Source organism: Bacillus sp. UNCCL81 (assembly GCF_900112535.1).
Lineage (GTDB): Bacteria > Bacillota > Bacilli > Bacillales > Bacillaceae_G > Gottfriedia > Gottfriedia luciferensis_B.
Window position 1 is genome coordinate 610,785 of sequence record NZ_FOMF01000003.1, and the last position, 13,298, is coordinate 624,082.

The following is a 13,298-nucleotide window of genomic DNA, read 5'->3' on the forward strand; positions in this document are numbered from 1 at the left end:
TTAGTGTAACCATTTTTTTTATGAATAAGTTGATTGGAGCGGATAGTGCTCGACTCCTATGGGATATGCGGGAAGGCTGAGACCCCGCAGGCTTGCCGAGGAGGCTAAAGAATCTCGCCCCATGGAAAGCGAGTCCTGTAGTGGAAATCAACCTCACTAACCTCCCTTTACGAAAATTTGGTAATTTAATTGACAATGTTGTTTTTCAAAAGAGTGAAAGCACCCCAGTTTATCAACTGGGGTGTTTTTTTTGTGACGAAATCAAAACTTAACTGTCCTATAACAACAAATCTAAAGAGAATCAATCGAATTGGGTTTTATAGATTTGAAAAATTTGTGACAAAATATAAATATGCGAAGAAACAATATCTTATTATAATAAATTTTATTGAATTTGATGAAAATGTGAGGTAAGATTGTTTGGTCTGAAAATTAGTCCAATTGGGAAACTTTATACAAATTAATAATCGGAGTTGTTGTTTATGTCACCAAGAGTACCTAATACTTTTATAATCATTTTAGGTTTTATGTTATTTGCACTGTTTTTTGGAGCAGGAAATCTAATTTTTCCACCCATACTTGGACAGTTAGCCGGAAAAAACTTATGGATCGCCAATGCAGGCTTTTTAGTAACTGGAGTTGGATTACCATTGTTAGGTGTTACTGCTTTTGTTTTTTCAGGTGAAAAAAATTTGCAATCTTTAGCTAGACGGGTTCATCCGTTGTTTGGTATTGTATTTACTACGGTTCTTTATCTAGCAATTGGTCCTTTTTTTGCTATCCCTAGATCAGGGAATGTATCGTTTGAAATTGGCGTTAAACCTTTTTTATCAAATGATGCAAATCCTGGTGCATTAATCATATTTACCATCTTATTTTTCACAGTTACATGCTTGTTATCACTTAATCCTACGAAGATTATTGATGTAGTAGGAAAATTTCTAACTCCTATTAAATTAACGTTTATCGGATTGCTTGTGGTTATTGCTATTGTTCATCCAATTGGGAAATTTCAAGAGCCATTTAAAGGATACACAACAAATGTGTTTTTTAAAGGGTTCCAAGAAGGTTATTTAACAATGGATGCACTTGTAGCGTTTGTTTTTGGAATTATTATTGTCAACGCAATTAAAGGAAAAGGAGTTACTACTAAAAAACAGCTTATGATCGTTTGTGGAAAGTCAACAGCAATAGCTGCTTCACTTTTAGCAATAATCTATACTGCTCTTACATATATGGGGGCTTCTAGTGTTGAGAAACTTGGTCGATTAGATAATGGGGCTGAAGTTTTAGCGAAAGTTTCAGACTATTATTTTGGTTCTTATGGAGCAATATTATTAGGTTTAATGATTACAGTGGCATGTTTGACTACGAGTGTAGGTCTAATCACTGCATGTTCTACTTTTTTTCATGAATTGTTTCCAGCCATTTCTTACAAAAAAATTGCGATCATTATGACTGTATTTAGTACACTGATAGCAAATATAGGATTAACACAGCTAATTAAAGTTTCAATTCCTGTATTAATGACACTATATCCTATCGCTATATCCTTAATTTTCTTAACATTCTTACACTATACATTTAAAGGTAGGTCTGAAGTGTATCAAGGCAGTTTGATTTTAACTTTTATTGTCAGTCTTTTTGATGGGTTAAACTCAGCTGGAATACAAATTGAAGTAATTCATCATTTCTTTTCTAAGTACCTCCCGTTGTATAGTTTAGGTTTAGGTTGGATTTTTCCAGCTATTATTGGTGGTTTTATTGGTTATTTTATTAGTATTATACGTAAGAAAGATAAGAAAGATATTCCTAGTTCAATTCGAAAGATTAGTTAATTTTAGGGAAATAACGAAGCTTTTTAACTGTAAATTTTCTTAAGTAAGTTAGTAATGGTAAAAGGGGAGAAGTTTTTTAGAGTAATTCAAAAAGTGACAATTGTTTCATCAGAAAGGGGAGTAAATAGAATGGCACAAAAGGAATTGAAAAAAGGATTGAAAGCGCGCCATATTCAGATGATTGCATTAGGCGGTACAATCGGCGTAGGCTTATTTATGGGTTCAACGAGTACAATTCATTGGACAGGCCCATCAGTAATGCTTGCTTATGCAATTTCGGGGATTTTTATCTTCTTCATTATGCGTGCAATGGGAGAAATGCTTTACTTAGAGCCAAGTACAGGTTCATTTGCGACATTTGGCCATAAATATATTCACCCTTTAGCAGGGTATATGACTGCTTGGAGTAACTGGTTCCAGTGGGTTATTGTTGGAATGTCAGAAATTATTGCAGTTGGGGCATATATGAAGTATTGGTTTCCAGACCTACCTGCTTGGATACCAGGAATTATTGCAATTGTGATTCTTGGTGCAGCAAATTTAATTTCTGTTAAATCATTTGGTGAATTTGAATTTTGGTTTGCAATGATTAAAGTCGTTACAATTTTATTGATGATTGTTGCAGGGTTTGGTCTTATTTTCTTCGGTCTTGGAAACGGAGGAAATGCGATTGGTTTATCTAACCTTTGGAAAAATGGCGGCTTCTTTACAGGTGGTTGGTCAGGTTTCTTCTTTGCACTTTCATTAGTTGTTGGAGCTTATCAAGGTGTTGAATTAATTGGTATTACAGCTGGAGAAGCAGAAAATCCGAAAAAAACATTAAAAGATGCGATTCAAAGTCTTATTTGGCGTATTTTAATCTTCTATATAGGTGCTATTTTTGTAATTGTAACAGTTTTCCCTTGGGATCAACTAAATTCGATTGGTAGCCCGTTTGTTGTAACTTTTGCCAAATTTGGTATTACAGCTGCAGCTGGAATTATTAACTTCGTAGTAATTACTGCTGCGATGTCTGGTTGTAATAGTGGTATTTATAGTGCTGGACGCATGCTTTATACATTAGGTATAAATGGACAAGCACCAAAATATTTTACAAAAGTCTCAAATAACGGAGTGCCTTTATTCGGTACGATTGGTGTACTAATTGGTTTAATAATTGGCGTTATTTTAAATTTTATTGCCCCAAAAAACTTATTCGTGTATGTATACAGTGCAAGTGTACTTCCTGGGATGATCCCGTGGTTTGTCATTTTAATTAGTCATATTCGTTTTAGAAAAGTAAAGGGAGATGAAATTAAAAATCATCCTTTTAAAATGCCTTTTGCACCATTTACTAATTACTTAACGTTAGCCTACTTAGTTTTGGTATTAATCGGTATGTGGTTTAATGATGACACACGTATCTCACTTATTGTAGGGATTATTTTCTTGGCAATCCTTGTCATTTGTTTTTATGCTTTTGGTATCGGAAAACGTGTACCATTAGATGCCCAAGCAGATGAAGAAATAGCTAACTAATACTTGACTTAATTTGATGTGATGTTCCTAAGAACATAGCTTTTCAATAAAAAATATTAATTTTATAAACAATTTATGCGTTCGTATGATTAGATCAAACAGTATTAAACTGGATGAGACTATTATACGAACGCATTTTTTATATTAACTGAATAAATAAATCGACAGTATTTTTTAATACAAAAATTAAAGTTTTTTTTAAAACAGTACGTAAAGTAAAAAATAAATATTTTGACTATTTTTGCATTTTATGACAAAATGATGAAAACTACATAGTAGGGAATAGGTGTAAATGAAGTTCATAGTTTGAAATCATTTACTTAAAAGGGAAGATTGGTTTAATTCCAACACGGTCCCGCCACTGTAAAAGAGGAGTAAATAAAAAGATGCCACTTATTAATTTAGGGAAGGCTTTTATTTACAAAAATTCTTAAGTCAGGAGACCTGCCTATTCTAACGACGCTGTTTGACCTACGAGAGATAGGGAGGTGCCTTATGGAAAGAAAGCTTAAGTTAACTTGTTCTAATTATTTATGTTTTCCAACTTAAAGGCATTTTTGTCTCTTATGAGATAAAAATGCTTTTTTATTTTAGTTAAAAGGAAAAGGAAAAAGTAGTACATATAGTAATTTAGGATATCCGAGAAATGGTGAAATAAATGAAAGACCTAGTCTAGGGACATATTTTGCATTAGCAAGTAGTAGTAAAAACATTTACGAGGACTGTGGTTTAATGACCCGTAATGAAACTGAGGTAATAGATGCCTTATCAAATATGGTAAAATCTGCGAAAAAAGTTCGAGAAAAATATTATTCAATTATTTAATGATAGGGTGAAATCGATGAGTGGTAGATATGTAAAAGAATCCAGAGTATTTGATAGTAGTAGAATATTTCCAACTGATTTAAATAACCATGGTACATTATTCGGAGGGAAAATGCTTGCAGCAATGGACTTAATTGCTTCCATTTCAGCTACAAAGCATTCAAGAATGGAATGTGTAACCGCATCGATGGATTCAGTAGAATTTTTATGTCCAGTTCGTGAAAGTGACTGCATATATTATGAATCGTTCGTGATCTTAACAGGCTCAAGCTCAATGGAAGTGTTTGTTCGAGCTACAGCCGAAGACCTACTTTCAGGTGAAAAAAGGGTTGCTGCAACATGTTTTGTAACATTTGTTGCACTTAAAGATGGAAAACCACATAGAGTAGTAGAGGTAATACCAGAAACTGATGAAGAAATTAAATTACAGCAATTAGCATTTAAACGATTAGAAAGTCGCCAATTAAGAAAGAAATTGAGTAAGGAATTGGCATTAATTTGGAAAGAATAAAAAGAAACCATTGAAATCATACTAAAAGTAAGTTAAGATTAAATTAATATTTTTAAGGAGGCATCAAATTTAGACACTATGTACAATATCCGATAACTTTTTAAGCTAACGAATTTTATAGCAAAAAAGTACTCTGCCTGAAGTCAGAGAAATTGGATAACTATGTCTATTGATGAGCCTATACTAATAATAAATTTAATCCATTGTCTTAAATGAATGGTTTATTTACTATTACATTTCATTAGAAAAATATTCTAACGTATATATTTATATATATACACGGCTTATTAAATCACATCCAATTTACACACAGGCAGATACTGCTTGTGTGTTTTTTATTTTCTTTCTTAAAAAATGCTTTCGATAAAGGATTGAATTTTTTAAGCAGGGTGATATTTTAAAATCGGATGGAGTGAAGTATATGTTTATTATAAAAGCATCGAATATAGAAATAGAATTAAACGGTAAAACAATTTTTAAAAATGGAAACTTAGATATAAAAGAAGGTGAAAGGGTAGCATTAATTGGTGAAAATGGCGTTGGAAAATCAACATTTATTAATGCCATTTTAGGTAATATTCCATTGAAAAAAGGAATGCTGCAAATTCACTATTCAAAAGATGAAATTGGATGGCTTTTAACAGATGAAGAGAATCAGGAAGGCATTTTGGCAAGGGAAGTGATCGAATCGTTTGATCAGGAACGATCCTTCATTAAAAAGAATTTAGAAAAATATCTACTTGATTTGTCAAATGAAGAAAATCTTGCTAAATATAACGAGAACTTAAGTAGATATTTAGAATTAGATGGCTATGATTGGGAAACAAAAATAGATCAAGTTTTGAAGAAATTTCAATTACCGCAAGAATTATGGAATATTCCATTCAGTCATTTAAGCGGTGGGCAAAAAACAAAAGTCAAATTAGCAAAAGTAATGATGAAGCAACCAAAGCTATTAATTTTAGACGAACCAACAAATCATTTGGACTCTGAGTCAATCCAATGGTTAACGGAATGGTTACAAAACTTTAAAGGTAGTGTACTTTTTATTTCTCATGAACGTCAATTCATTGATGATGTTGCGACTGTTACAGTTGAATTAACTGATAGTGGTACATTTAAATATAGTGGTGGCTATTCAACTTACAAAATTCAAAAAGAACATGAGCGAAAAACTCAGCAGGCTCAATATGAAAAACAAGAAGCAGAAAAGAAAAAGCTTATTGAAACAATTAATCAATATAAACAATGGTTTACAAGCTCGCATAATGCAGCCAGTGAACGAGATCCTTTTGCTAAGAAACAAGCAGCAAAAAATGCATTAAGATTTAAATCAAAAGAAAAGGATTTAGATCGATTAGAGAAAAGAAAAGTAGAAAAACCAAAAGAAGCTAAATTAATTTCAGCGAGCTTTGAAAATGATTCATTTTCAGCAAAACAAATGATTACTTTTGAAAAAGTCGATTTTTCATATGATAACAAAACGATATTTAATCAAGTTGATTTTATTTTAAATCGAGAAGATCGATTAGCAGTAATCGGTAAAAATGGTTCTGGAAAATCTACATTTTTAAAATTATTAACAGGATTAATGATTCCTTGTAATGGCTCTGTAAGACATAATCCTCAATTAAAAATAGGTTATTTTATGCAAGAGCTTGAAGCGTTAAATGAGGATTCAACAATTTTAAATGAAATTTTATCACTTCCAAATATGACTGAAACAGAAGCAAGAACAATTTTAGCATGTTTCCTTTTTAGAAGAGAGGATGTTTACAAGAGTATTGCTCAACTAAGTATGGGGGAGAAATGTAGAGTTGCTTTCGTAAAGTTATACTTTTCTGATTCTAATCTACTAGTGCTTGACGAACCAACAAATTATTTAGATATTCACACGAGAGAAAGAATTGAGGAAGCATTAGCTGCATATCCTGGAGCTGTAGTTGTAGTGTCACATGATCCATATTTACTAAAAAAGGTCTCAAATCGTGTAATTCATATTGAAAATGGAAATCTTTATGATTTCAAAGGATCTTTTTCAGAATGGAACGGAAGACAGAACATCTCAAACGATCAGCAAACTTTATTAAATGAACGAATTAAATTACAACTTGAAATAGCTGCAATGAATGCAGAAGAAAAAGATACGGATGAAGAAAAGAAAGCTCAAATTTCAAAAATCGTCAAGCTACAAAAGGAACTTGATGGAATAAATGAGAGGTTATTGTCAGAGAGAAGTGAGAAGAAAGGGTAAGAACATAAGAACTTAGTACAAAAAGTGCAGGGAAAATAAAAAAACAAATCACTTAAGTTAAGATTACTTATGGTGATTTGTTTTTTATTTTTAGTCCGAGTTTACTTAACTATTTATCCTGCCTTAAGTACATCATTTACATCATGTATAACGACAAATGCTTTTGGATCGATTGTGTGGATTATTTTTTTTAGTTCAAATAGTTCTTTATTATTAAGAATAATGTATAAGGACTCTTTTCTTAAGCCAGAGAAATGGCCTTTTGCAGTATAAATCGTTACGCCTCGATTCATTTCATTTGAAACGATTTGTGCAATTTCATTTGCTTGATCGGAAATAATCGTAATCGCTTTTTTAGGATTTAATCCTTCCATAATAAAATCCAAAACTTTAATACCTATATAAATAGAAATGACAGTATATAATGTTTTCTCAAAGCCGATTACAAAATAACCACCTAAAACGACAATTAGATCAAATAAAAGTAAAGATTTACTAATACTCCACCCAAAGGATTGATGTACCATTTGAGCAAGAACCGTAGAACCACCTGTTGTGCCACCCGCACGAAAGACAATTCCTAACCCCAGACCGATTAAAACACCAGCAAAAATAGTACCTAGTAAAGTTTCGCTTGTAGGTACGCCGTAACCGTCCGTAATACGTAAGAAAAATGAAATCGCTACGATTGAAATAACTGTATAAATTATTAGTTGTTTCTTTAAATATTTATATCCAATTATTAACAAGGAAGCATTTAAAACAAAATATACGACATCAGGTGACCAGTTAAATAGATAATAAGTAATCATCGTAATGCCGGTAAAGCCACCTTCAGCTAATTTATTCGGTATTGCAAAGAAGTTAACACCGACTGCAAATATAGCTGATCCAACAAGGAGATATAAAATATCTACGAAGTTTTTACGCACAGTTACCCCTCATTTTCTAACAGATTTTTTTCACTTCTATCATTCTACCTAATAATGTGTCTTGAATCAAAAAATTTCTATTAAACAAATTATCTATTATTAGTCATAGTTATAAACACACTTTCATAGGTTTAGAAAGAGACAAGCTATTAAGGGGGAATCATTATGGTATTTGCTACACCTGGAAAATCTGGTTCATTAATTACGTTTAAAAATCGTTATGACAATTTTATTGGTGGGGAATGGGTAAGACCAGTAAGAGAACAGTATTTTGGAAATGTTTCGCCTGTAACTGGACAAGTCTTTTGTGAGGTGGCTAGATCGACTTCAGAAGATATCGAAAAAGCACTTGATGCAGCACATGGTGCAAAAGGTAAATGGGGGAGAATGTCAGTAACTGAGAGGGCAAATATTTTACATAAGATTGCTGATCGTATGGAATCAAATAAAGAATATCTTGCTGTCGCTGAAACTTGGGAAAACGGTAAACCTGTTCGTGAAACTTTAGCTGCAGATATTCCTTTAGCAATAGACCATTTCCGTTATTTTGCCGGATGTATCAGGTCGCAAGAAGGATCGCTCGGTGAACTTGATGGTGATACAGTTGCATATCATTATAAAGAGCCATTAGGGGTTGTCGGTCAGATTATTCCATGGAACTTCCCGATTTTAATGGCTGTATGGAAGCTTGCTCCAGCCCTTGCTGCAGGGAATTGTGTTGTTTTAAAACCGGCTGAGCAAACGCCAACATCTGTGTTAGTTTTAATGGAACTAATTCAAGATCTATTGCCACCTGGAGTTGTTAACGTTGTAAACGGATTTGGACTTGAAGCAGGTAAACCATTAGCTTCAAGTGATCGAATTGCAAAAATTGCATTTACTGGTGAAACTTCAACTGGTCGACTAATTATGGAATATGCTTCAAAGAATTTAATTCCTGTTACATTAGAATTAGGTGGTAAATCTCCTAATATTTTCTTTGAAGATGTAGTAGATAATGAAGAGTTTTTCGATAAAGCACTTGAAGGCTTTACGATGTTTGCTTTAAATCAGGGGGAAGTATGTACATGTCCTTCTAGAGCGCTTATTCATGAATCAATTTATGAGGAATTTATGGATAGAGCAGTAAACCGAGTAAAAGCGATTAAGCAAGGAAATCCATTGGATCCTCAAACAATGATCGGTTCTCAAGCTTCGCACGAGCAATTGAATAAGATTTTATCTTATTTTGAAATTGGAAAGAATGAAGGTGCAGAAGTTTTAGTTGGTGGTAGTCGCAACGTTCTTGATGGAGAATTGAAAGATGGTTTTTATGTAAACCCGACCATTTTTAAAGGGAACAATAAAATGAGAGTGTTCCAAGAAGAAATTTTTGGTCCTGTTGTTTCGGTTACTACATTTAAATCAAAAGAAGAGGCATTGGAAATCGCTAATGACACTTTATATGGATTAGGAGCGGGAGTATGGACTCGTGATATGGATACTGCTTATCGATTCGGACGCAATATCGAAGCAGGTCGAGTTTGGGTAAACTGCTATCACGCATATCCGGCACATGCAGCCTTTGGTGGGTATAAAAATTCAGGAGTAGGTCGTGAAACGCATAAAATGATGTTGGACCACTATCAAAATACAAAGAATTTGCTAGTTAGTTATTCACCGAGTAAACTAGGATTCTTTTAATAACTTTTACACTCCAGTATTCATTTACTGGAGTGTTTTTATTTAGATAGAAAGAATACAAAATAATAATTTTCTAAAATCCATACATAAAAACTAGTAGCTATTTAATATGTTAAATAAAAAGTATAAATTGGAGGGACTAAATATGTTAGAGCTAGCAATCTATGTATTTATCATTATAGTACTGTATAGTTTCATTCAATTATATTTAAACCGGAAGTGGAAGTTAATCTATACTACGTATGGTTATCAAAACTATTTTATCATTATTGGTAAATTGAAGAAGAATGGAATTGAGTATAAGACGAAATTACCGATGAATTTTAATGGTAGGAGATTTAATGAGAATACTCAATATGATATATATGTAAAAAAAGATTTAGAACATTTGGCATTGCAGTCTTTATATCAAACTTAATAGATTGTACAATAACAATCTAATTTTATGTAAAAATTATAAATTTCCACTGCAGGATGTTCGTTTTAAAGGAGTGCGATTGAGCTTTCTAGTTGTGTTAGCCAAGCAACTTTTCTTTAGTTAATAATTTCCTATAGGAACCCCGGGCATTTTTTAAAATATAAGGTTATAATATTACTCCTGCAAAGTTTCCACGTAATACTTGTTTATTCTTCTGATTTGTACATAAGAAGGATGACATGATCGATATTCTATTTTCTTGTTTTTCAAATTTCTCGATTGTAACTTCACAGGTTATTGTATCTCCTGAGTAAACTGGTCTTAAAAATTCGAAATTTACCGTTCGTGCTAGTACGTTGTGATCTCCACCTATTTTGGTTGGTAAAGTTGCAGTCAACAAACCTTGAATAACAAGTCTTCCTTGTTCATCAGGCGTAATATGATGTGCGCCTGCATCACCAGAAACCTTCGTAAATAATTCAACGTCTTCTACCGTAAAAGTTCGTTCAAATGTAATGATATCGCCTACTTGTAATGACAATTTTTTACCTCCTTATTAATAAAAATATTAATTTTCTTACTTAAATAGTTCGTTTTCTTACTGTACTATCCTTCAAAATCGTTAAAAAAATCGACTAAATAGTCGATTTGCTCCTTGATATAACATTAAGCAAGGGGGATTAATTACGAGGTGCCCATAAAATGACAGATACACCAATTAAACAGATTGCCGCACCGATCCAATCATATAAATCAGGTGATTTTTTATCAACACCCCAGCCCCATAAGATTGAGAGAACGATAAATACGCCTCCATATGCTGCATAAACTCTACCAAAGGATGGGAAAATTTGGAACGTTGCAATGACACCATAAACTGCCAAAATAATCCCTCCGATTAATCCTAAATAAGCTGATTGGCCTTCTCTTAGCCATAACCATATAAGGTATCCTCCGCCAATTTCAGCTAAACCGGCTAATAAAAATATAACTATTGCAGTGATCAATATTACTTCTTCCTTTCTATTAAAAGACAAATTGGTGAAAACATATGTACAAGTTTATGCCCTTTATTTTAACAATAAAGACTAAAAGAAACGATCATTCTATTTGAATCTTTATAAATTTACCATCGTTCTCTTAGATCATGAATTTCGGTACTAATAGAACTATTCTAATCATAATTTTATAGAAGAAAATAATATGAAGAGGAGGTGTAGTGTTTAGTGCTAAAAGTTAAAGTGAATTTACGTCCCGTTGTTAGTAAGGTCAATTTACCAACCGTTTTGAAAACAACTATTCTTCCAGGTGATTCAGTTGAAAGATTATTTATTGCAACACAAGTAGGAGAGATTTTTTACATAGGAAATGGAGAAATCAGGACTTTTTTAGATATTCGACCTCGGGTATTAAAATTAGGTGAGTCTGGAGGCTATGACGAACGCGGCTTACTTGGGTTAGCATTTCATCCTAATTTTTATCATAATGGGTTGTTTTATATTCATTATTCAGTAGCTGGTTCTCAGGGGCCAAGTGCTCTTTCTAACCATTTTAAACCTAATCCATGTGATCCCAAAACATTAAATTTGAAATGGCTGAATAGGGAAACTCAATATAACCATATTGATACAGTTGAAGAATGGGTACTCCAATCAAATGGTCAGCCTCAAAAACGACGGACATTATTGAACATTAAAAGACCGTTCTTGAATCATAATGGACTTAACACTTTAAATTTTTCACCCGAAACAAGTAAACTTGTTTTAACAACAGGAGATGGTGGGTCAGGCTATGATCCATTTAACTTAAGCCAAGATAATTTGGAAATTGCAGGTAAAATAATTGAAATTGATATAAATAAAAACATTAACAGCAATAATCCTCCTATTGTAACTCGTTTTAATGAACTTCCAACAAGTATTCAAGAAACTCTCACAGTAATAGCTAAAGGGGTTCGTAATATATCAGGTATTTCATATCAAAGATTTTATAATCAATATATTAAATATATTGGAAATGTCGGTCAGGATTTGGTCGAGTCGCTTTTTTCATTTGTTCATTATAAACCAATTCCGGTCACTCAATTAATCCAAATGAATTCTGAATCTGAGATGGAGGGATTTATTAACTTCGGCTGGAGAGGTTGGGAAGGTGCTTTTCCTACTTCGACAATAAATGGATGTACAGATAATTCAAATGTGGATGAGAAAACAATAGCATATTACGATCAATCAGTTACACTTTCAGCGAGCCGTCTTCAACCTTTAACTAGTTATTTTCATAAAGATCCAAGACCAGATAAATTTGAAGGAACGGCACTTACAGGAGTCCAGTCATACATGGGAAATGAAATTCCTAGTTTAACTGGTGGTATTGTATTTACCGATTTGGTACAAAAAGGATCTCAAGCACAGGTTAAAGGAGTTTTAGCTTATACGAAATTAAGACCAGATGGTAAACAAAGTGATTTCAGTGTTATACAAACTGATTATGACTTTGGATCTCAACCGGCCTATTATGTAGGTTTGGGGACGAATTTAAATCAAACTAAAATCTATTTAGCGGTTTATGGTTCTATGAAAGTGACTGATTTAAACATGGGTACGATTTTTGAAATTGTACCGTGACTTTTAGTAAAGTTGTCTAATACTAGTAAATAAACAACCACGGAGGTAATTATTGACTCCAGTGGTTGTTTATAATTGATGAGCATTGTATAACATAAGAGACTATTCGCCACTTGTTAAGTGTTCTTGTATTTATTGCGATAAAAATGCATAAATACAAGATCCCTATTAGATCATGAGAAGTAGCTTGTATCTAGGTTAATCATTAAAGTTTTGAAATTTTTTACCATTTCGATCGTCAAGGCAAGAAACTTCAATCAATAAATTATTAAACGTTGTGAAATAAAAGCCATAGCTATTCCCTCTCATGGTATAAGGTTCCTTGTCTATTTGGATGCCCCCAGCTATTAAGCGCTCATACTGTTGATCGACCTCACTTGACGTTTCCACTAAAAAACCTACATGAAAAGCTTCAGGGTATTTAATTTCCATTTGCCTCTTAAATGCCTTTGGATCACTTAACACGAGAATAAATCCTTGCTCATCACTTAACACTACGAGAGCTTTTCCTTTTTGTTCTAGAAATTTAAAGTCAAAAAATGTTTCAAAGAATTGTCTAGCTTCTGATAAATCATCGACACATAAATTTAAATGATTCAACCTCATTCACTTTTCTCCTTTTAATAAATCTTTGATTAAAAGAAGTAACACTTGTATCTTTTCCTTATATAGTGTTACTGCTTTTGTTGTTT

General features: G+C 32.8%; 11 protein-coding genes and 1 riboswitch. Of the genes, 7 read left to right on the forward strand and 4 right to left on the reverse strand.

The window, feature by feature from the left end:
* The first annotated feature begins 482 nt into the window (after positions 1-482).
* The 4 genes from brnQ (at position 483) to abc-f (ending at position 6,946) form a co-directional block, all read left to right on the forward strand.
* Positions 483-1,838 carry a branched-chain amino acid transport system II carrier protein gene (gene brnQ, locus BM319_RS08705; RefSeq protein WP_069034442.1) on the forward strand — a complete coding sequence of 452 codons (1,356 nt, stop codon included), beginning with the start codon at positions 483-485 and terminating at the stop codon, positions 1,836-1,838.
* A 129-nt stretch (positions 1,839-1,967) separates the two neighbouring features.
* Positions 1,968-3,356 carry an amino acid permease gene (locus BM319_RS08710; protein ID WP_069034441.1) on the forward strand — a complete coding sequence of 463 codons (1,389 nt, stop codon included), beginning with the start codon at positions 1,968-1,970 and terminating at the stop codon, positions 3,354-3,356.
* Positions 3,357-3,623: 267 nt separating this feature from the next.
* Positions 3,624-3,822: riboswitch (cobalamin riboswitch) on the forward strand.
* Between the two features lie 375 nt (positions 3,823-4,197).
* Positions 4,198-4,692: an acyl-CoA thioesterase gene (locus tag BM319_RS08715; protein WP_069034440.1), complete on the forward strand. Its 495-nt coding sequence runs from the start codon at positions 4,198-4,200 to the stop codon at positions 4,690-4,692.
* 421 nt (positions 4,693-5,113) lie between these two features.
* Positions 5,114-6,946, forward strand: coding sequence for a ribosomal protection-like ABC-F family protein (abc-f, locus tag BM319_RS08720; RefSeq protein ID WP_069034439.1), 1,833 nt, complete (start codon positions 5,114-5,116; stop codon positions 6,944-6,946).
* 113 nt (positions 6,947-7,059) lie between these two features.
* Here the strand turns inward: abc-f and BM319_RS08725 are convergent, their stop codons facing one another.
* On the reverse strand, positions 7,060-7,878 hold the full coding sequence (locus BM319_RS08725; RefSeq protein WP_069034438.1) for a YitT family protein: 819 nt from the start codon (positions 7,876-7,878) through the stop codon (positions 7,060-7,062).
* Between the two features lie 165 nt (positions 7,879-8,043).
* On the opposite strand from BM319_RS08725, the gene exaC reads away from it, so the two are divergent.
* Positions 8,044-9,561, forward strand: coding sequence for an acetaldehyde dehydrogenase ExaC (gene exaC, locus BM319_RS08730; protein ID WP_069034437.1), 1,518 nt, complete (start codon positions 8,044-8,046; stop codon positions 9,559-9,561).
* Positions 9,562-9,706: 145 nt separating this feature from the next.
* Complete coding sequence (locus BM319_RS08735; RefSeq protein ID WP_069034436.1) at positions 9,707-9,979, forward strand: hypothetical protein; 273 nt, start codon at positions 9,707-9,709, stop codon at positions 9,977-9,979.
* Between the two features lie 166 nt (positions 9,980-10,145).
* On the opposite strand, the gene BM319_RS08740 is transcribed toward BM319_RS08735, so the two are convergent.
* The gene (locus BM319_RS08740) at positions 10,146-10,520 is read right to left on the reverse strand and encodes an FAS1-like dehydratase domain-containing protein (RefSeq protein WP_069034435.1); all 375 of its coding nucleotides are present in this window, start codon (positions 10,518-10,520) and stop codon (positions 10,146-10,148) included.
* A gap of 139 nt (positions 10,521-10,659) precedes the next feature.
* The gene (locus tag BM319_RS08745; RefSeq protein WP_439097791.1) at positions 10,660-10,983 is read right to left on the reverse strand and encodes a YnfA family protein; all 324 of its coding nucleotides are present in this window, start codon (positions 10,981-10,983) and stop codon (positions 10,660-10,662) included.
* A 222-nt stretch (positions 10,984-11,205) separates the two neighbouring features.
* Here BM319_RS08745 and BM319_RS08750 point away from each other — a divergent pair, with 222 nt between their 5' ends.
* Complete coding sequence (locus BM319_RS08750; protein ID WP_069034433.1) at positions 11,206-12,606, forward strand: PQQ-dependent sugar dehydrogenase; 1,401 nt, start codon at positions 11,206-11,208, stop codon at positions 12,604-12,606.
* Between the two features lie 198 nt (positions 12,607-12,804).
* On the opposite strand, the gene BM319_RS08755 is transcribed toward BM319_RS08750, so the two are convergent.
* Positions 12,805-13,212 (reverse strand): VOC family protein, encoded by a 408-nt coding sequence (locus BM319_RS08755; protein ID WP_069034432.1) that lies wholly within the window; start codon positions 13,210-13,212, stop codon positions 12,805-12,807.
* Positions 13,213-13,298: the final 86 nt, after the last annotated feature.